Below are 20,729 nucleotides of genomic sequence, written 5' to 3'. Positions count from 1 at the left end.
AAAGGTATGTTAATGCAAGATGACACTATAGATGATAAACCTGTACCAGGTAAAGATCTTGATAATATTGATACAGTTGGAAGATATAAAATAATTCGAAAGCTGGGACAGGGAGGGTCCGGTGTTGTATATATGGGGCTTGATCCTTATATAAAAAGGGTTGTAGCAATCAAACTTTCAAAATTCAATACGGATAAAGAAAGAAGTCATTTTTTTGTTGAAGCACAATCTGCCGGAAGACTCAGTCACCCCAACATTGTTTCAATATATGATGCCGGTGTTTATAGAGACTATTGTTATATGGCAATTGAATATGTCAAAGGCGATACCCTTTTAAAATACTGTAAAAAAGAAAATCAACTTCCTGTAAATACAATCATCAAAATTATAATAAATGTTTGTAACGCTCTTGATTATGCTCATCAACAGAAAGTCATACACAGAGATATTAAGCCTACAAATATAATGATGGATTCTTCACTATTTCCCAAAATTACCGATTTCAGCATTGCTCATATTTCAGAGGCTACATTAGATATGGCCATATTGGGCACACCCAGATATATGTCGCCCGAGCAATTGAAAGACTCAAAGGTTTCTGCCATTTCTGACATATTTTCTTTGGGCTGTGTCCTTTATGAATTACTTGCCGGAGTTAAGGCCTTTCCGGGAGATAATCATTTTTCCATTATGTATAAAATCAGCAATGAAGATCCTGTGCCTGTTTCGAGTCTTAGAAGTGGAATACCAAAAATACTTGACGAAATAATACAAAAAACCCTTGCTAAAAATCCGGATGATCGTTACCAGAGTTGTATTGAGCTTTCCTATGACTTAAGAGTGGTTCAAAGGGGTTTGGCCGGGTCACAAGGTAATGAAAGAGTAAATGATATTATAGGATTTATAAACCATCTTCCTTTTTTTAAAAACTTTACAAAAAAACATATAAAAGAACTGCTTTCGGTTAGTAAAATATCAAAAATACCCAAAGGGAAAAAAATAGTAAGTGAGGGTGAAATAGATGATACTTTTTATATAATTATGAGTGGGAAGGTAGCAATAACAAAAGATAATAAAAAACTTGCCGCAGTAGGCCAGGGAAATTGCTTTGGGGAAATGGCATATATAAGCGGTCGGGCCAGAACAGCTACAGTTGTTGCAGAAACTGATTGCATTCTTCTTGTAATAAGTGCTCCGCTTCTTGATAATGCTTCCAAATCGATTCAACTGCTTTTTTTGAAAAATTTTGCTTTAACTCTTGTTGACCGATTGGCGGGAGAATCATAACAATTATAGCTTGCAAATTTACTCTACATATGAGGACACTTTAAAGTAAAATGATTAAAGTTGAATCGGCGGGGATTACGGATACCGGCAGAAAAAGACCAGGGAATGAAGACTCTTATTTTGTTGATGAAAGCAATTGTCTTTATGTAGTTGCCGATGGAATGGGCGGACATAATGCAGGAGAAGTAGCCAGCAAACTTGTTGTAGATACACTAAAAGAAATGATGGGCCTATATGTTTGTGGTGATACCGATAAAATTAAATCCATTCAAGATGTTTCAATCCAGGCCTCATGGCTTCTAACAAGTGTTGCGGAAGCCAACAAACGAGTTTACAGACTTTCAAAAAAAGAATCAGCATGTAAAGGAATGGGTTCAACTGTTTCCGCTGTTTTTGTAGTATCCGATAAACTGATTGCGTTAAATGTGGGAGACAGTCCTATATATCTTTTTCGTAATAATGAAATTGATATGCTATCAGTGCCACATACGGCGATGGCCGAATACGCAGCCTTTGCTCCTGCCGGTGCGCAGCCTCTTTCGGAAAGATTCAGGCATACAATTACAAGGGCTATAGGTATTAAAAAGGAGGTAGAACCTGATTTTCGTGAAATTAAAATATTTACCGGTGATCAAGTTCTTGTGTGTTCAGATGGCCTTAGTGATAAAGTAAAACCTGAAGAAATAATGGATATCATGAAAAATAACTCCGCTTTAAATGCAAGCCGAATGTTGGTTGATCTTGCCAATGAGCGGGGAGGTGATGATAATATTACTTTAATTGCCTTAAACATTACAGATGATTTACAAGCTCAAACAAAACCCGGTTTTACAAAAACACATGCCAATAAGAATAATGAGATTTTAAGGCAGTTGGTAGTAGAATACGATACGGATGATATTTCAAACAGGGTTTTAGTAGAAGATATTACTATGAAGGGGTTCTTTCTTGAAACAGGTGAAATTTTTTCAATGGGTCAAAATATTATTCTTACTATTTCGGATGAAACAGAAGAAAATTCTGTGATGGTTAATGCAAAGATTGTAGAAAGAAGACCTGTTGGGGTAAAGCTTGAGTTTGATAAGCTTACACCGGATCAAAAAAAGAAGATTAAATCTTTAATCGATAAATAAACTTTGTTTATTGTTTGGAAATTGAAAGAAACAAAAATTTAAAATGGAAAACCTCATCAAAAAAGCAGCGAGAGATCTTGCAAACTCCAATAATGTTGTAGCTCTAACAGGAGCCGGTATTTCGGTGGAAAGCGGTATCCCTCCATTCAGAGGAAAAGGCGGAATATGGGAAAAAATTGATCCAATGGAATTTGCACATATTGACTCTTTTATGCGAGACCCTGCTAGAGTATGGAATATTCTCATAAGGGAGATGAAAGATGTAATTGAAAATGCTAAGCCGAATAACGCTCATATAGGTCTTGCAAAACTTGAAGAGTTAAAAATTCTAAGTACAATTATAACCCAGAATGTTGACGGGCTTCATCAGCTTGCCGGAAATACCGATGTTATTGAGTTTCATGGCACCTTTGCATTGCAAAGATGTCTTGAATGTGGAAAAACAATTGAGACTTCCAAAGTTTCTCTTAAGGAAATCCCACCTAAATGTGGATGTGGAGGTATCTTAAGACCGGATTGTGTATTCTTCGGTGAAATGATACCGCAGGATCATTTATTCCGTTCGGGAAAAATCTCCCGTGAATGTGATATTATGCTGGTTGTTGGAACATCTGCGGTTGTTTATCCGGCATCAAACATACCAGTAGATGCAAAAGAGTCGGGGGCAAAGATAATAGAAATAAATCCCGAAAACACTCCTCTTACCTCAAGTATCAGCGATTATATTATCAGGGGCAATGCCGGAGAAGTAATGAAAGAAATAATATCTGAAGTTGAAGCTCTGCTGTAGTATAAAGAAATGACTGAACCTATAAACACTTGGATAAAACAAATAAAGATAGCTCCTCCATCTCTTAGCGATAACACAGCAGATGCGGAACGCTTTGAAAACAGCATAAATAATGTTTTAGGCACTCAATTTCTTGATATAGATACTTGTCTTTTGGTAAAGCTGCCAAAGCTTATTCATGATAATAATTTTAATCTTCGTTGTGTTTTTTTCAAAGACCATAAGAAATGGTACCTTGCCGGAATAACTGATAACAAAACAGATACTGTAGCAGGACTTGCGGTTGACCTTGGTACAACTACAGTCGTTTTAAGGTTGTTAAACCTTTCAACCGGTAAGATTCTGGCCGAGAGTTCATTTGCTAATCCTCAAATATCAGTCGGGCCGGATATTCTTGCAAGGATACATTTTGCGGAAAAAGAAAACGGACTAAACACTCTTACGAGTTTAATTGTAAACGGAATTAATAATGCTGTAGATAATCTTTGCAAGTCATGTAATATCAGCCATTCCGATATTTACCTGGTTTCAGTTGCAGGCAATACTTCTATGACGCATCTTTTGCTTGGGCTTAACCCTTATTATCTTATCAGAGAACCTTATATTCCTGTTATAAACAGACCCGGCTGTTTAAGTGCCACCGAAATTGGTATAAAAGCAAATGAGTCGGCAAAAGTATTTGTATTTCCAAATGCGGGTAGTTATTTTGGAGGAGATCTTATAGCCGGAATTTTATATTCAGGCATTAGCCGAAAGGAAAATACTTCTATTCTTGTTGATGTAGGAACAAATGCAGAAGTAGTACTTGGAAATAAAAACTGGCTTGTCGCTTGTGCGGGTGCTGCCGGCCCTGCACTTGAAGGAGGAGTAACAAAAATGGGGATGCTGGCAGGCCCAGGTGTGATCGACAGGATTTCTTACGATCATACTGCACAGCTATTTAGTATCCATACAATAGGAGATCTTCCTCCTGTAGGTATTTGCGGCTCAGGTCTGATTGATCTTGCAGCGGCTCTTTTTGTTTCGGGAATGATTGATATAAGGGGTAAATTTATTCCAAGTGTATGCAAAACAAGATTGATAGATGAAGACGGATTTAAGCGTTTTGTTGTTATTTTCGCCAAAGATTCCGCCAAAGGTTATGATCTTACCATAAGCCAGGCCGATCTTGACAGCTTGGTAAGATCCAAGGCTGCCATGTACACTATACTTGAAACTATAGCATCATATGTTGGGGTTTCTCTTTCCGAGCTACATACTTTTTATGTAGCGGGTACTTTCGGTTCTCTTATCGATGCGCGCTCTGCAATAACTATCGGTATGCTGCCGGATCTTGCCGAAAGTACTTATAAGTCCATAGGCAACAGCTCTCTTGAAGGAGCATCTATGATTCTTACAGATTGTTCATTAATGGATGAAATAGATATAATAAGAAGCAGTATTACCTATGTTGAATTAAATGTAAATCAGGATTTTATGAACAGGTTTTCCGCAGCCAAATTTCTTCCCCATACCAATCTTTCGCTGTTCCCATCAGTTAAATTTTAATAACTTACTATCGTATCGATAACATTATTAATGAGCAAAAGGGAATCCCTTTGAGGATATCGATAAACCGGAATAATTAAAACAAGATCTGGAAAAACTACGGATTCAACGCTGAGGTCTATGGAATAGAACAAGCCTTTTCAATTTGAAAACCTTTTTCTCGAAATAATCTTAGGCAGGCATCTGCGGCAGCTTTGTCGTAAAAGATTCCTTTGTTTTTTTCTATCTCATCCAATGCGCTATCAATGCCCAGACCAGGACGATAGGGCCTGTGTGAGGCCATAGCTTCAATTACATCGGCAACAGCAAGTATGCGGGCCTCTATGAGAATTTCATCTCCTTTGAGGTTTCTCGGATAGCCCGAGCCATCTATCCGCTCATGGTGCTGGTAGACAATCTCCGCCAGGGGCCAGGAAGATTCCACATCCTTCAGTATTTCGTATCCACTCCGGGAGTGGGTTTTAATCAGGGAAAACTCGATTTCAGACAATTTGCTTGGTTTTGACAATATTTCAGAAGGTATGGATAATTTCCCAATGTCATGAATGGAACCGGCAATACGGATGTTTTCGATTTTCTCCTTGGAGAATCCCATCTCTTTGGCAATGGCGCAGGCAACATTTGCCGTCCTGATTTGGTGACCGGCTGTATAGGGATCTCTGACCTCGACAGCTGATACCATAACCTGAATAGTCGTGTTAAATGCCATTCTGAGACTTTCATGGGTTTGTTTAAGTTGTTCCTCCGACAGCTTGCGATTGGTGATTTCGCGGTTCGTACCAGACCGTCCCACGTATTGGCCCTCATCATTATAAACCGGGAGGCAAGAGTGTCTTATCCAACGTAGTTCACCTTCCTTAGTGATAATTCGGAATTCCAAATCGTGGTCTGTGGTATTTTCTTTTATAAATTCAAAATGGGATTTTATATGCTCTTTGTCATCAGGATGGATAATATCCATAAAAAGCTGCTGGTTATTTATGAATTCCTCGGAGGCATATCCGGTAAAACGTTCGCTGGAAGGAGAAACGTATTTGAATTTCCCATCGGGATAGATCAGATAGATCCAGTCGTTGGAATTATCGGCAATCAAGCGATATTTTTTTTCGTTTTCCAGCAGTGAATCCTCGGCCAGCTTGCGCTCGGTGATATCGAAAAATGCGGCAAGGAAATTATCACCGATGATTGTTCCCGATATTATGACAGTACGCTCTTCGCCATTTTTGCATTTTACACGGTATTCAATCGGTTCTATATCGGTATTTTCTGCTGCTGCGCGTTTCACTGCAGTTTCCCATGTATCAATTACCCAGCGCCTATAGTCGGGGTCGGGAAAGGCGAGTTGTCGCCATTCGGCAAAAGTTGCCACATCCTCCCTTTTATAACCGAAGGTTTGCACAAACCGTTCGTTTAAATTAATCAGGACGCCATTCTTATCGATAAGGCACAGCGGCATCGCCACGACGTCAAAAAGTCGACTGAAGTGCCGTGCGCTCTCGTTCGCGCCCACTTCCGCATTTTTACGATGCATGATTTCCCTGGATAATCTTCGAATCCAAAGCACCAGTACAAGGAGGATTACGGCAAAGGTGGCCAGCGCTTGCCATAACAGGGTATAGTTGAATCCGTGTTCATAGCGGATGGGCAGCCATTTCCTGTAAATGCCATTGCGTTCCGATTCGGTAATCGAATCCAACGCCTTTTGTAGAATCCCGGCCAGGATCACCCAGTCTTTTCGAACCGCCATGCATTGATTGTTTACATATGGGGTTTCTCCGGCAATCTTAAGAGTCGTCAATTTTAACTTTGCCATGTGATAGCCGACAACAAGCATATTTTCTATGTAGGCAAAGACTTCTTTCCGTTGCAGCGTTTCAAGACCTTCCTGTGCTGTCTTGACCCGAACCAGCTGGATCTCGGGGAAATCTCTTGGTATCCAGTCGTTAACCGCGTAACCATCTACCACGGCAACCTTCTTCCCCGCAAGTTCCCGCATATCGGATATGTAGGTAACATCCGCATGGGCGACGATGACAATAGGAATTTTCATGTAAGGTTTGGTAAAAGCCCAGAATTCAGCACGTATAGGCGTCATGGCCACAGATGTGGTCATGTCGATCTCCCACCGTTTCAGGCGGGAATAGGCCTCCTGCCAGCTCAGGTTTTTTATCCGCTCAAACTTCACACCAAGCCTCTGTTCGATAAGGCTCAGATAATCCTCGGCCATGCCGGTTGGCTCACCAAGCGTGTTGGTAAATTCGACCGGAGGCCAACCCGGATCCTGGACAGTGCGGATTACGGGATGGTCGCGCAGCCAGACCTGCTCTTTTTCCGTAAGGGATTGCAGAAAGGCATTTGAGGCCGGAGTTTTTTCGAAGCTTTTGTCTTGGCCGCCTTCCGACACTGTCGTCATCAGCAAAATGCTTGCCATCAGCAGACCAAACACCACGTTAAGCAACAGCAGGCTTGGTTTATGTTTACAGATCAATGCTCACGCCCCCCTTCGCCACATTCGTAAACCGCAGCGGATGTTCGGACTTGTGCCTATAGATAGTTGGCCTCTTTTATGATAACAAAAGTCAATGAAAATATTTATTATCAATTCGGTATGTTTTATTAAAAAATCTACTCTTCAAAGTATCATAAGTCAATATTATTAAGGTTCATCACATTAACATTTAACATATTATACGGTATTACACAAAATCATAATCCGTATTAATCTCCGGAATAAATTGATGGATATTAAGTGCTATTCAAAGCGCTTGCGGTTGCTTCTGTATGATATTTAGTAAGTCAAAAAAGCGTTCGCATTGTATCTTTATGATATGCAACAAATTAATATCTTTAATATAGTATAAAAGTTTATTTATATTATATTATTTACCATATAACATTAATTATCTTTATGATATCATTCATAAAAAGTGGCATATTTCACGAGAACCATTGATATGAGTGTAATGAGGGATTCGTAAAAAATATTTATGATATTTGAGAAAAATAGAAATCGTTTGGCAAGCACCTATCCCTGCATAACTTGAGATTGAAAGCCACTGTATCTTAAATAGCTGTTAGCCAGCTGTTTTTCTGCACTTGCAACACGAAACCATAAGCGCTTGTTCATAAAGATTGGCAAGTGATTATCAATTCAGCGACTTGATTTTGGGAACTCCCCGAACCCTGAATATAAATAGAATTGAAATGTTGGCATGATTTAAGCTTATACAATAGAGTAAATCGGTTTGTTTTTAAAGGCAGGCTGATAGTTTTTTAACAAACCGGCATTCCGGAAGAATGCAATTACTGTAAGAACTATTTGTAAATAAAAATAATCTTACATTTGAACAAGGAGGTAAAAATGGCTGATTTAAAAGTAAAAATGGGAAGTTTGGAGCTTGAAAATCCTATCATCATTTCATCCGGGCATTTTACCAGAACAGGCGATGATATTAAGAGATGCGATGAATTTGGAGCAGGAGCCGTTGTAACAAAAAGCGGTTTTCTGGAAAAAGAATACGAAAAAGTTGTAAAGCCGTATGCTCCCGGCTTGTTTCCGGATGCAAGGTCGGCTTTTCACTCAACCGGAGATGGCTTACTTACTATGTGCGGTTTATCTCCAATTCCGGTTGAAGCCTGGGCAAAATGGTTCAAAGATAATATTAAAGAGATTAAAACCCCTGTTATAGCCAGCTTAATGGCAATATCCATTGGTGGGTATATTAAGGGGGCGAAGATGCTTCAAGAGGCAGGCGCCGAAGCGATTGAGCTTTGTCTTGCTTGTCCTTTGCCTTTTTTAACGCCTCATCCTTATGTGGGCGGAGCCTCAAACAATTCTGCAATTGCCGAAGAAATTTGTGGCGAAGTCAGAAAAGCGGTTAGTATTCCGGTGGGAGTGAAAATGATGTTTAATCCATTTGACCAGGCTCCCTTGCAGATACCCGGAAAAGCAGGATTGGATTGGTTGACAATAGTTATGGCTTTCCCTGCAGCTCCAGGTATAAAGCTTGATAAGATTGAGCCAGTAATGCCCACATCCGTATTCCTTTCCGGTTCAAAGGTGGCAAAACACACGAATTTTGTGGCGCTTTTAAGTCAGGTAGAACAATATCAGGATATTCATATCTCTATTACAGGAGGAACACAGACCTGGAGCGATATTGTTGAGTTTATTATGTACGGAGCGAGTTCCGTTCAGGTTCAAACCCTTTTCTTACAGGAGGGAATGGGCTTGATTGAAAAGTTAAAAAGAAACATATCGGATTATATGGATTCTATGGGTTTTAGTTCAATAAATGAAATGAAAGGAGCCATCCTTCCAAAACTGCTCACCTTTGACGAAGTACTATCGACCTATGGAAAAACAAAAGGAAAGATAGTGGTTTCTGCGGATCAGGAAAAATGTGTTGGTTGCGGAGTGTGTGAGGAGGTCTGCAATTGGGGAGCAATAAAAGTAATAGACGGTACAGTAGAAATAGAAAAAGAGATATGCGAAGGTTGCGGTATATGTGTCTGCGATTGCACGCAAGAGGCTTTATGGCTTGAAAACGTGGAGCTTGTTAAAAAAATTGCAAGAGGATGATAGTAAATTGATTCAAACAAAATGCTACCCAAAGGGTGATTGTAAATGATCGTTGGCTCATGATCGGATGATCTCGATTACCAACTTCCCAAGGATGGATAATCATGAGTCCGCGATCCAAAAGAGAGTACACGGAAACAGTCTATTTCCGATTAAAATGATGCAGGCTTATAAAAACTGCCACTTACTGTATTTCAGGATGAATTCAATTAGAAAACCGCATCAAGATATTTTTGAGATCACCAAACTGCCAAAAAAGTACTCTTACACCTCCTAAGAAACAACACTGATAGACCGTATTGAAAGAGCAGGTTTCTTCCATTAATAACCCGGTAATAACCCAGTACGTGGCTTCGGGTTAAAATGCTACAAAGAAATGCTATCGGATTCTTTAGGAACTGTTTATTACTAAAGGAAAGAGAGTACGGTCTGCTCAGGGGCGGCGCGTTTTTTTACGCCGCCCCTTGCAGCAGGATGTTATGTGAATTCATTTTGTTGGCGCATTTTTTGTTTAGCAATAACTATATTAGTCAATGTTCATTAATCTTTATTTGACCATTTTCGATAATTGCAGGAAGAACCTCTATGCAATTTCCCTTTTTAAATACACAAATCCCAGTCGTCGCTTTCTTTGAATAAGGCTTCTTATAGCTTACAAATCCATACGAATATTTTTTGGATTCAACCTCAAGTCCTTTATAAAAAGATTCTAGCTGACTACATATCAGTGCCATATAATTATCAAGTTTTTCTCCTTTATAAGATTGCAGCCAAATTTGTACTTTCTCAGTATAAAGATCCATAAAAACTTCACTATTCTTTGTGTCACATGCAAAGTTTGCTTTTTCGAAAAAAGAAGTAACTAACTCGGTAGGTATTCTTTTTACACTGTATTCATTTTTTTTATTAGTGTAATCTCCCGCATAAGCATAGAATATCAAGAACAAAAGTGAAACAACTACTATCAGATAAGATAATAATTTCATAAATGTACTCCCGATTTAGATGGTCACATAACCCTCAAACACCGGATTGTGAATGCCGCCGGCATTCACAATTCCGCGTGCTTTGACTTGTCATGATTGTCGATGCAAATCACTGCGTCAAAGTATTTTTCATAATCGTAGGCAATTAATAAATAATTGATACTAGTTAAATAAGACTCTACAACACTTTTGCAGAACCCTCGATTATAGGTAGCACCCATCGTTAAATCATCAGTTACTAAAATATTATCGATTTTCAATTTAGATCGCAATAATTCGTCGACTACTTTTTTTGAAGTGGACACAGGGTTTATAGGGTCTACTTGTTTTAATATTACATGAGATAGCATCAACCATGAGTTACTCTTTTTAAGTAACTCAGTAAATGGGAGCCAGTCTGTATTTTCTAGGATGACAAGGTCTGTATCTATTGATGCAGAAAAATGATGTGTATCCGTCTGAACTCTTGCTAACCCAGGAAAGTGTTTAAGTGTTGCTGTAACCCCATTCTCTTTTAAGCCTACAATATATGGTAACGCTACATTTATCACTTCTTGTGGGATTGAGGATATAGCTCTAGTTGCAATTAATGAATGGAAGTCTAATTTGCTCGGTGGAAGCTGTGGTTTTAAATCTACTACGGGGCTGAAGTTGACTGTTACTCCAAGTTCATTTAGTAATTTTCCTTGCTTCCTTCCATAATCAAGACTTGATTGATTTTTTTTATGTACTAAGGCAAGAGCTTCTTGTCTTTTAATTATCGGGGACAAACGTGAAACAGGGCCGCCTTCCTGATCGGTAGCAATTATCAATAATGGTAGACATAGTTCTTTTCTTGTACGTTGAAGCCCTGATATAAAATTTTTCAAGGATGAAAAGGTCTCATTTTGAATATTTCTCTTAGTGAGAAATATTCCTGCTATCCCATTTTTAGATAGCTGTATTGCCTCATCTTTATCCTTAAATCCAATGATGAGGCGACGGTTTATTTTTGAGTATCGATTTGAAGGATTGGCAACTATACGTTCATAGTCATTCTGATATTCGTATTCGTTAAAAGATACAACAACCAATAACACTGTCACACACAAAAAAGTGAAAACTTTGAACTTTATATTCCTATGTAAGAGTGTAATTCCCAGAAAAGAAAATGCTGACACTAAGAATAATACTAGTTCGATATCTCTAATAAAAAGTAAGTGTGGATCTTTTAAATTAGCTCCCCATACAATGTTTATGCATAGTAATATTATAATGACAGATGTAAAAATATGTTTTTTCACTTCAATTTCTCAGAAATCATAACAGTTAATATATGTAATATGTCTTTGATGGATGCCGGAAAAAAATCTGTATGAAAAGTAGTTAATTTATATTGGTATTTATAGTTTTTGTCAAATTTTTAGTGTGTTATTCTGTAATGGCTATTTATAATCTTTTAACACGTATTACGTATAACACAGGATTTTGTCCGATTGATTTCATTTGCGTTGATTACTGAATGAAACCTTGTAAAGCATAGACATCTGTCAGCTTATCACTTTCAGGAAGCTATCATAGCAATCAATATACTATATAAATCATAATCGTCTTGACATATATGTATGATATTAGCTTAAGGACTTTTCTCTTTCAAAGGACTAATGTTTGAGCAATTCTATTTCAGCATGCAGGATGTTCATCTAACGGATTATTTCTGAATCAATAATTTTGCCGAGATAAATCTGGGTTGTCTTCAGATCCTGGTGTCTCCATGTGATGGGTTAATAACGATATTTATCATTCACATGCAAATCAGACAATAGGCAACATCATCTTCAGCCATTTAATATTGACACACAAAGCCGGTCACACTATATTTCGAATCCAAAACAATAAAGTTATTGCAGTAGAGTATTTTGCCCTGCCAGTGTCTGGGGGAATGTGCTTTGTGTTTTGATTACTAACACTCAAATATTGATGGAGTTATAACTGAAAAAATGAATTGCAAAGAAATTCATTTTATAACATTAGTAACAAAGCAAGGAATTAGAAAGTGATCTGGTGGCAGGCAGATGAGTCATTTAGAGCAGAACTCGATGTAATCGGGCTTGGGAGTTTTGAAGCCTTAATGGATGAACCGGTTGGTGAATTATTAGTGAAGGGGAAAGAGCTTAGGCAATTACGCCGGATCAGCATTTCACAAAACGGTCAGACACGCCATGTATTTCTTAAACGTATAGGGCGTGAGTCGATAGGAATATTGTTGCGCATGCTTGTTTTCGGAAGAAAGCCTTGCTCAGGACCTCTGCGCGAAAAAATGTTGATAGATTCCCTGACAAAAGCCGGCATTCCTGTGATGCGGCCCATGGCCTGGGGAGAGGAGCGAAAGTACTGTTTGCCGGTTAAGGGTTTTTTGCTGGTAGAAGGTGTTGAGGGAACAGATTTGGCCACACTTTATTCTTCAAGTACTTCCAGCGAGAGATTTTTGTTGATGGAGGGATTCGGGAAATTTGTCGGCCAGCTGCATCGCAAAGGATTTTTTCAGGTTGTTAGACTCAAAGATGTTTTCTGTGAATATATTGATGATAAGTATTCTTTTGTTTTAATCGACCGTGAAACAAGTAAACCATGGTCTTCAATATTTTTAAAACACCGTTGCATAAATTCTCTGGCCCGGGCCTACCGGCGAACCCTGCGCGATGGTTACAGCTTTACTCGTGAAGAAATCAAAGGCTTTATAAGCAATTACCTGAACGAGATAAATGACAGGCATTTTACTTCCAAAAGAATATATAGAGAGATAGCTCGCTAAATATTCTTTTGGCAATGGGTTATGGTGTAGAATTGTCGGCAATGATTTGTGGATCTGCTTATTATTTGCTTTTGAGCCACTTTCAAAACGTTTCAGTTTGGTCAAGGTCAAGGCGGGTGAAAATTTTAACCGCAGGAATACATGGGTTATTACGATGATTAAAATTTTCAACCAACGCAGAGATCGGCCAAAATGGGACGTTTTGAAACCGGCTCTTTTATTAAGCTTTTATTGCCGGCCGTTCTCTCATCCGGGCAAGGCGCAGCACCTTGTGGACCTGAGTTTCGCCAAGGCCGGGAATGATTATGGTTTCAGGTTCCGATAAGATGAGTTTGCTAGCCTGCTGATGAGTTTCTTCATCTATCAACATGCATTTATGTTTGGCATGGCTTTCCAGTTTTGATGCCAGGTTGACTGAATTGCCTAGGTAGGTGAACTCCGTTTTAATATAGTTACCTAAAACCATTGCAAATATTTCTCCAGTGCTGATACCGATGCGCACATTGATTTTACTATCTTCCCCATACACGGTTCCGAGCTTCCGGTTTTTATGTTTCAATGCCCGGTAAATATCGATACCGGAGCGGATGGCATTCATTACCATTTCAGATGAAACAGTCTGTCCATGTTCAAATATAGCCATAAAACCGTCTCCCAGAAACTTGTCAATATAGCCGTGGTTCTGATAGATGATCAAGGACATACGGTCAATAAATTCGTCCACCATCTGAATGGTCATACTTTCATCCGACTTTTTCATCAAGTGACTGAAGCCCACGATATCTACAAAAAGCGTGGTGGCATAAAGCCGTGTTTTTGCTCTGGTGCTTTTAAAAGGGTTGAACTCCCGGCTTAGGCTGTTTTTCACAAAAGTGGCATCCTGGTAAGCCAGATTGGATGACAAAAGCTCCCGTGCTGTATATTTATCGATGCGTTTTGCAGCATCAAAGGCACGGATAATGATATCTTTGATGCCGAGCACCATACCCGTTTTTGCGGATTCACGAAAACAGTTATAGGCGTTTTTCTCCTGATCTATCTGGTAATAGGTCAATCCCAACTCATAAAGGGTTTCCGCGATAATTTGTCCTAGCTGTAAATAATTGTTTTGGGTCAGATGAAGAATTTCTTTGAGTTTCTGTTCGGCAAATTCGTAATCATAGAGTTTGCGATATGCCTTTGCCGCCAGAAGGCCAGCCTGCATACTCTCCTGGGTCATCCCCAGTTCCTTTAAGCTCGACTCAAGCTCCAGTGCCATGTCCAACGCCTGATCAGCCTGATTAATACTGAATTTGGCTTCCGCCCTTTCCAGATTGCACAATATTTTACATTTTTCAGTGCTGAACCGGGATGCAAGGGCGACAGCGTCATCAAGGTCTTTGAGATCTTTTTGTTCAACCATTCCTAAAAGCCGTTTGATACGATTATGATTGATCAATGCATAGGCATAGATAATACAGTGGGTTTCATTTGAGGGGTCTGTATTGTAGTTTTCGTAACACACCTTTTTTTCTAAAGCTGCATATTGATTGGCCTGGTGGTGTCGTGTCAGAAAAAGGCTGACCTGACTAAGACCTGCATAGATTTCACCCAGGAAGTTACTGAGTTCAGGAAGGGATTTTGCCTGTTTTAGGGCATTGCTGAGATAGAACTCAGCATCCAGATAGTTCCATTGAGCTCTGTGAATATATCCCAGAGAAATGTATATCTTCACCTTCCATTTCTGAAACAGAGGTTCTTTACGTTCTTCAATAGCATCTAAGGCTTCATCCAGAAGCTCCTCGGCGCGTTGAAACAGACATGCTTTTTGAAAAAAGAGATTTTTATGCCATTTGATGATTGCATCTAAATGGGGAAACGCCGTGTATTGAGCTGTTTTTTGTTCGAACTCTGCAAGGAGTTTAAAAATCTGTTCAGGGGAACCTTTAATATCAATGGCGCTAAAGGCATCCTTTATTGCGTTAATATCCTTCTGGGTTTGGTCAATGTTAAACATGATGGGGTTTTAATCCTTTAAATAATTAATTATGATCTAAAAAGCTTTCATTGTCCGAAATTGCATATAAGCTTTTCCCTGAAAGCACAAAAAGAATCCTCTTTCCAATCAAGAGCGCCATCTATAATTATAATCTGCTATTAGAATATTCGATATGGCAATGTACGTCAATATTAAGTAGTTTGGAAAATAAAAAAATGTAATTTAAACCCCAATACGACTTCTATAGTAAATTAATGGATTGAAAAAAATCAAGTTTTATTGAATTACACCGATATAATGAGTAACACGATATTAATTATATTAAAAACCCGATAAAAAGAGAGAATGAAAAATGAATGCAATATTCCCAAACACGTTGGTTTCTAAAGATTTTACCGGGTATTCAACGGAAAGCAGTAAATTCTATTTTGCCCAATTCAATCAGGTTACAACATCTCAGGAAGAAAGCAGGAACATTACAATCCTTACGGCAGAAGGAGATAAAGTAACTATTTTGGCTGATTCCCAAAGCACAAGCCAATATAGTACTTATAATGGTTTTGCCCGTGTAAATAACATGTCACTTAATTTGCAAGGGAAAAGTATTTCAACAGACAGTAGCAGCGAGTTTTTAATGTTGGTAGAAGGGGATTTAAACAAACAGGAAGTAAAAGATATACAAAAGGCCATGAAAGCCATTGATAAAATCATGCAATCTACTCTTTCGGGTAATTTGAAAAATGCTATGGCCATGGTAAACAAGGTTGGAAATCTTGAGTCCATTGCCTCTTTTGAGGCTAATATTGAATCAAAGAAAAGTGTGGTTGTTGAACAGGCGCTTATGATGGTGGCTGAAAAAACAGTTGAATCACCGTCAGGCGGAGAGACTGAAGAAAGTATTGTAAATCGGGATTCTTTAAAACAGGCAGCCGATCAAATAATGGACATTATGGAGCATTCAGGGGTAAAACCGTCTAAATTTATCAAACCGCTAAACCGGTATCTATCCAATCAACTTGATAAAAATTCAGATGATGACCATGAGCATCCAAAGCATATTGAAATGGGCAGAAGTATGAGGTCAGAACTACTGGAGAGGATAAAGCAATTACAAGAAGCAAAAGAAGGGTCTTTAGAATTGGAACCGGTGAATGAAGACTTGCCTGAGATTGTTGAGGACCCGGCTCCGGTAGAAGATGGATTAACAAATATGGAAACCGAGTCTTCAATGGTGGAAGCTTAGCAGCCTGTTCTTTTCGGACTTCCCCATTCCTCAAATCACAAAAGAACTAAGGTTCGATATTATTGCATTTATAATTATCCAAGCAGTTTTTCAAAAAAATCATTTCCTTTATCATCTACTATTATAAAAGCCGGAAAGTCTTTTACCGTAATCATGAATATAGCCTCCATTCCAAGTTCAGGATATTCTATTGTTTCAATGTTGGTAATACATTCTTTACCAAGTCTTGCCGCAGGGCCGCCTATGGAGCCAAGATAAAAACCGCCGTGTTTCTTGCATGATTCGGTTACATCTTTTGAACGGTTTCCTTTTGCAAGCATAACCATTGATGCGCCGTGCTTTTGAAATTCGGGAACATAGGAGTCCATTCTTCCTGCTGTAGTAGGTCCGAAAGAACCTGAAGGATATCCTTGTGGGGTTTTTGCAGGGCCTGCATAGTAAATGATATGATCTTTAAAATATTGCGGAAGTTCTTCTCCTCTGTCAAGCCGTTCTTTTAATTTTGAATGGGCGATATCTCTTGCTACCACGATTTTTCCTGAAAGAAGAAGTCTTGTTTCAACAGTATGTTTGCTTAGTATGGCTCTTATCTCATCCATCGGTCTGTTAAGATCAATCGAAATCGCGCCTGATTCGGCTTCTTTTGTCTGGGGAAGATATTTTGCCGGATCTTTTTCAAGATTTTCAAGAAAGAGCCCGGCTTTTGTGATCTTTGCTTTTATGTTTCTGTCCGCGCTGCAACTTACCCCAAGACCTATGGGGCATGATGCGCCGTGTCTTGGAAGGCGTATTACTCTTGTATCAAGGCAGAAGTATTTGCCTCCGAACTGGGCTCCGATTCCCAGTTCCTGTGATATTTTTAAAAGCTTTTCTTCAAGCTCAATATCTCTGAAAGCATGACCTAAAGCATTTCCTTTTGTTGGAAGAGAGTCAAGATAACCTGCTGAAGCGAGTTTCACTGTTTTTAAATTCAGTTCAGCAGATGTTCCTCCTATAACAAAAGCAAGGTGATAAGGTGGGCAAGCTGCTGTTCCAAGAGTCTTTATCTTTGCCTTCATAAAATCAAGCAGCTTTTCCGGGCTAAGCGTTGCCTTTGTTTCCTGGAACAAATAGGTCTTATTTGCTGATCCTCCTCCTTTTGCAATAAAAAGAAACTTGTAGGAATCACCCTCAACAGCATATAGTTCAATCTGAGCCGGAAGATTACAGCCAGTGTTTTTTTCATCAAACATTGTAAGAGGTGCATTCTGGGAGTAACGCAGATTGTTTTTTGTATATGCGTTAAAAACACCTTTAGAGATGGCCTCTTCATCGGAAAAACCTGTCCATATCTGCTGCCCTTTTTTGCCAAGCACAATAGCAGTACCGGTATCCTGGCAAAGAGGAAAGATCCCTTCTGCAGCGATGACGGCATTTTTAATCATCTCAAGGGCAACATATTTATCGTTTTCGGAACTTTCGGGGTCATTGAAAATTTTTGAAAGCTGCTTTAAATGAGAGGCTCTTAACATATGGGATACGTCTTTAAATGCCTGTTCGGTAAGAATAGTTAGTCCTTCAGAAGAAATTTTTACAATTGTTTTGCCACCAAAGTTATCAGTAGAAATATAATCTTTAGTAAGCAATCTGTATTCGGTTTCATCTTTGCCAAGTGGAAACATTTCCTGATATATAAAGTCTGCCATTTAAATTTTCTCCGGTGATATTAAGATGTGTTTAACTTATACAGGAACTTAAATATATGAATTGCTGATGTCAAGAAGTTTCAACAAAGACATATAAACATGGGATAACAGCTTATATGATTTGATGTTTCAGAGCCACTTTCAAAACGTTTCAGTTTGGTAAAGGTCAAGGCGGTGGGATTTTAACAGCATGAATACATGGAGTATATCGATGGTAGTGCTAAAGGTTAGCGCTTATGCTTCACTACGTGTCACTTCGTGCGAAATTTGAGCCTAACGCAGAGATCGGCCCAAATGGGGCGTTTTGAAACTGGCTCAGGTAATATCTTTAATTAGAGCTATTTCATCACAATTGGGGAAATTGACGCAAAGCAAGCAATCTGACCAGATTTTAATAAGGGGCAGTTCCTCTTTATCTACCTTAACAAACCCAATCTTTTCAAAAAATTCAGGTTTGTATGTTAAAGTAAAAACTTTTTTTATTTCATAAAGTTTTGCTTCGGAAAGTGCTGTTTCAGCAAGAGCAGTGCCTATTTTATTTTTTAAATAGTCAGGATGAACGGCAAGAGATCTTATTTCGGCCAGATATTCCCAGCAAAACTGCAAAGCGCAACATCCTATTATTGTATCACTATCCTTATCAACATAAACAATAAAATCACGTAGATGATCATAGAGTTTGCTGAAAGGTCGAGGAAGCAGTTCCCCCTTGCTGCTGTATATCTGGAGAAGGTTGTAAATAGCTTTTATGTCACTTATTTTTGCTTTTCTGATCATGTCTCTCCTTATAGCAATGTTTTTACTTAAATCAAGCAATAAATTGAAGTGTTGCCGGCTGAAATATTATTATTTTTTGTTCAATATTGAAATCAAAAAACCAAAAGCGTGTGAGCCAGTTTCAAAACGCCCCATTTTGGCCGATCTCTGTGTTGGGCTCAAATTTCAATCCTCGAAATACTAAATGTATTCCTGTGGTTGAAATTTTCCCCCGCCTTGAGCTTGACCAAACTGAAACGTTTTGAAAGTGGCTCGTGTTATTTCTTATAGTATTATAAATTAAATTGGAAAAAGATTTGACATAGATAATTATAAAACTGTAAAATAGAATATATAAGATATTTGCTATTCTATTTATTTTTACATTTCGCTTTCTTAATAATGCTGATCTTATTAATAATTTTCTATACTGATAATTATATCCTAATATATCTTTTCATTCGTTTTGTCTATTTAGCTAAAAGGAGACTTTTTTATGCATTTAAAGATTAAACCGGCTTCTTTTTTTGTAGTCATTATTTTATTTATTTTTATGCTAAACGGTATAGCTGTGGCTCAGCCTGATGGTACACAAGATTCACTTGAGAGTGTGAAAACAATTGGTAGTGAAACCGGCTCCGATGCTGTCGATAAAAAAGTTGTTAAAAAGCTTAGTGAAATGAATCCTGAAGAAATCAGTGCTCTCGATAAAAAACTTGCTGATGCCCTTATTCTTTATTACGATCGAGACTTTGCCAAGGCGCTTCCGATTTTTATGGAAATTGCCAGTAAGGCCGAAACCATGGATATCATGTTTTGGATCGGCACAAGTGCTATGAGAACAGGTGAGAGCGAGCTTGCGGTTAAGAAATTCAAACAAATGCTTTCTGTTGATCCGAAACTAAACAGAGTCAGGCTTGAACTTGCTGCAGCATATTTTAATATGGGAAACTTTGAAAAAGCGCGCAGTGAGCTTGAAATCGTGAAGGCTGCTTCTCCTCCGAAAGCAGTGCTTGATAATATCTCAAAAATGTTGTCTGCGATTGATCAAAAAACCAAAAAAATATCCTGGAATCTCAGAGTTGCAGAAGGGTTTGTTTGGGACGATAATATAAATTCAGGCCCCGATCTGGATACCTATCAGGTTTTTGGAGGATTTCTTACCCCTGCCAAATTGACTGCCAAGCTCAGAGATGAAGCTATGGTTACAAGTGTTGCAGGAAATCTTCTTTTCGATGCCGGAGAAGCAAAAGGGTTTATGTGGAATACCTCGCTTTCTTTTTATAACAAAGCACATCTTGATTATAGCCAATTTGATTTCTTATCAATTGATGTCAGTACAGGACCATGGTGGGTAGCGCGAAGGGATATTTTTAAACTTCCTATAGGTTATACTGAAAGAGAATACGGAAGCGATCGTCTTTCATATTCTTTTCATGCTGATCCGGAATACGAGCATCATTTTTGTCAGTATTTCAGCATAAAAGGTCTTTTCTCTTACACTACGGAGAATTTTTATTATACCAGCAGATCCGGACTTGATAATGAAAGATACCGTTTTGGACTTGTTCCTACTTTTTATCTTGATAACCGAAAGCATGTTTTTTCTCTTACAACCGGATATGACTACATGGATGCTGATGATGACCGTTTTACCTATGATGGACCATACCTCGGTTTGTCTTATTTTACGAGGTTTCCCACTAAAACGGAATTTTTTGTGCAGTATTTGTGGACAAAGAAAGACTTTGATGAAAAACCTCTTCTTTATATCGAAGGCAGGCAAGATAAACGGGATGGGTTAACCGCCATAGTTAGCCAGGGCTTTTTAAAATACTTTTATGCTTCATTTGCTTTTGCATATACTGATAACAATTCAAACGCCGATATTTATGATTATGATCGGACAACTTACACTTTGAGTTTAGGCTGCCGTTTTTAATCAGG

The 20,729-nt window shown here is 38.6% G+C and carries 14 protein-coding genes; 8 read left to right on the top strand and 6 right to left on the bottom strand.

The genetic code is table 11. The features are described from left to right. The first annotated feature begins 6 nt into the window (after positions 1–6). Genes KKC46_20735 through KKC46_20720 form a run of 4 tightly spaced genes read left to right on the top strand, consistent with a single transcriptional unit; the run spans position 7 to position 4,758 of the window. A complete protein-coding gene (locus tag KKC46_20735; GenBank protein MBU1056227.1) occupies positions 7–1,287 on the top strand; it encodes a protein kinase in 1,281 nt (426 codons plus the stop codon). 50 nt (positions 1,288–1,337) lie between these two features. Then, positions 1,338–2,420, top strand: coding sequence for a protein phosphatase 2C domain-containing protein (locus KKC46_20730; GenBank protein MBU1056226.1), 1,083 nt, complete (start codon positions 1,338–1,340; stop codon positions 2,418–2,420). Between the two features lie 43 nt (positions 2,421–2,463). After that, positions 2,464–3,210 carry an NAD-dependent deacylase gene (locus KKC46_20725; GenBank protein ID MBU1056225.1) on the top strand — a complete coding sequence of 249 codons (747 nt, stop codon included), beginning with the start codon at positions 2,464–2,466 and terminating at the stop codon, positions 3,208–3,210. Positions 3,211–3,219: 9 nt separating this feature from the next. Continuing rightward, complete coding sequence (locus tag KKC46_20720) at positions 3,220–4,758, top strand: DUF4445 domain-containing protein (protein MBU1056224.1); 1,539 nt, start codon at positions 3,220–3,222, stop codon at positions 4,756–4,758. A gap of 118 nt (positions 4,759–4,876) precedes the next feature. Here the strand turns inward: KKC46_20720 and KKC46_20715 are convergent, their stop codons facing one another. Then, positions 4,877–7,246, bottom strand: coding sequence for a transporter substrate-binding domain-containing protein (locus KKC46_20715; protein ID MBU1056223.1), 2,370 nt, complete (start codon positions 7,244–7,246; stop codon positions 4,877–4,879). An 873-nt stretch (positions 7,247–8,119) separates the two neighbouring features. On the opposite strand from KKC46_20715, the gene KKC46_20710 reads away from it, so the two are divergent. Next, the gene (locus tag KKC46_20710) at positions 8,120–9,340 is read left to right on the top strand and encodes a 4Fe-4S binding protein (GenBank protein MBU1056222.1); all 1,221 of its coding nucleotides are present in this window, start codon (positions 8,120–8,122) and stop codon (positions 9,338–9,340) included. A 530-nt stretch (positions 9,341–9,870) separates the two neighbouring features. Here KKC46_20710 and KKC46_20705 read toward each other — a convergent pair. After that, on the bottom strand, positions 9,871–10,326 hold the full coding sequence (locus KKC46_20705) for a hypothetical protein (GenBank protein ID MBU1056221.1): 456 nt from the start codon (positions 10,324–10,326) through the stop codon (positions 9,871–9,873). A gap of 65 nt (positions 10,327–10,391) precedes the next feature. Beyond that, the gene (locus KKC46_20700) at positions 10,392–11,609 is read right to left on the bottom strand and encodes a glycoside hydrolase family 3 protein (protein MBU1056220.1); all 1,218 of its coding nucleotides are present in this window, start codon (positions 11,607–11,609) and stop codon (positions 10,392–10,394) included. 752 nt (positions 11,610–12,361) lie between these two features. On the opposite strand from KKC46_20700, the gene KKC46_20695 reads away from it, so the two are divergent. Further along, positions 12,362–13,120, top strand: a complete 759-nt coding sequence (locus KKC46_20695; protein ID MBU1056219.1) for a lipopolysaccharide kinase InaA family protein — start codon at positions 12,362–12,364, stop codon at positions 13,118–13,120. A 220-nt stretch (positions 13,121–13,340) separates the two neighbouring features. Here the strand turns inward: KKC46_20695 and KKC46_20690 are convergent, their stop codons facing one another. Next, on the bottom strand, positions 13,341–15,116 hold the full coding sequence (locus tag KKC46_20690; protein MBU1056218.1) for an adenylate/guanylate cyclase domain-containing protein: 1,776 nt from the start codon (positions 15,114–15,116) through the stop codon (positions 13,341–13,343). A 334-nt stretch (positions 15,117–15,450) separates the two neighbouring features. On the opposite strand from KKC46_20690, the gene KKC46_20685 reads away from it, so the two are divergent. After that, positions 15,451–16,341 carry a hypothetical protein gene (locus tag KKC46_20685; GenBank protein MBU1056217.1) on the top strand — a complete coding sequence of 297 codons (891 nt, stop codon included), beginning with the start codon at positions 15,451–15,453 and terminating at the stop codon, positions 16,339–16,341. 74 nt (positions 16,342–16,415) lie between these two features. On the opposite strand, the gene KKC46_20680 is transcribed toward KKC46_20685, so the two are convergent. Both KKC46_20680 and KKC46_20675 read right to left on the bottom strand, forming a co-directional pair. Then, positions 16,416–18,026, bottom strand: coding sequence for a fumarate hydratase (locus KKC46_20680; GenBank protein MBU1056216.1), 1,611 nt, complete (start codon positions 18,024–18,026; stop codon positions 16,416–16,418). A 315-nt stretch (positions 18,027–18,341) separates the two neighbouring features. Beyond that, positions 18,342–18,803, bottom strand: coding sequence for an N-acetyltransferase (locus KKC46_20675; GenBank protein ID MBU1056215.1), 462 nt, complete (start codon positions 18,801–18,803; stop codon positions 18,342–18,344). A 475-nt stretch (positions 18,804–19,278) separates the two neighbouring features. Here KKC46_20675 and KKC46_20670 point away from each other — a divergent pair, with 475 nt between their 5' ends. Then, positions 19,279–20,724 (top strand): DUF560 domain-containing protein, encoded by a 1,446-nt coding sequence (locus KKC46_20670; protein MBU1056214.1) that lies wholly within the window; start codon positions 19,279–19,281, stop codon positions 20,722–20,724. The last annotated feature ends 5 nt before the right edge of the window (positions 20,725–20,729 follow it).

Source organism: Pseudomonadota bacterium, from assembly GCA_018817425.1.
In the GTDB taxonomy this organism is placed as follows: Bacteria; Desulfobacterota; Desulfobacteria; order Desulfobacterales; family RPRI01; genus RPRI01.
The sequence above is the reverse complement of the archived record's forward strand: the minus strand, read 5'-3'. Positions and strand labels throughout refer to the sequence as shown.

Bases quoted from the DNA above. Each gene is read 5' to 3' on its own strand.
- KKC46_20735 (MBU1056227.1), top strand. From the start codon at position 7: ATGTTAATGCAAGATGACACTATAGATGATAAACCTGTACCAGGTAAA.
- KKC46_20730 (MBU1056226.1), top strand. From the start codon at position 1,338: ATGATTAAAGTTGAATCGGCGGGGATTACGGATACCGGCAGAAAAAGA.
- KKC46_20725 (MBU1056225.1), top strand. From the start codon at position 2,464: ATGGAAAACCTCATCAAAAAAGCAGCGAGAGATCTTGCAAACTCCAAT.
- KKC46_20720 (MBU1056224.1), top strand. From the start codon at position 3,220: ATGACTGAACCTATAAACACTTGGATAAAACAAATAAAGATAGCTCCT.
- KKC46_20710 (MBU1056222.1), top strand. From the start codon at position 8,120: ATGGCTGATTTAAAAGTAAAAATGGGAAGTTTGGAGCTTGAAAATCCT.
- KKC46_20705 (MBU1056221.1), bottom strand. From the start codon at position 10,326: ATGAAATTATTATCTTATCTGATAGTAGTTGTTTCACTTTTGTTCTTG.
- KKC46_20690 (MBU1056218.1), bottom strand. From the start codon at position 15,116: ATGTTTAACATTGACCAAACCCAGAAGGATATTAACGCAATAAAGGAT.
- KKC46_20685 (MBU1056217.1), top strand. From the start codon at position 15,451: ATGAATGCAATATTCCCAAACACGTTGGTTTCTAAAGATTTTACCGGG.
- KKC46_20680 (MBU1056216.1), bottom strand. From the start codon at position 18,026: ATGGCAGACTTTATATATCAGGAAATGTTTCCACTTGGCAAAGATGAA.
- KKC46_20675 (MBU1056215.1), bottom strand. From the start codon at position 18,803: ATGATCAGAAAAGCAAAAATAAGTGACATAAAAGCTATTTACAACCTT.
- KKC46_20670 (MBU1056214.1), top strand. From the start codon at position 19,279: ATGCATTTAAAGATTAAACCGGCTTCTTTTTTTGTAGTCATTATTTTA.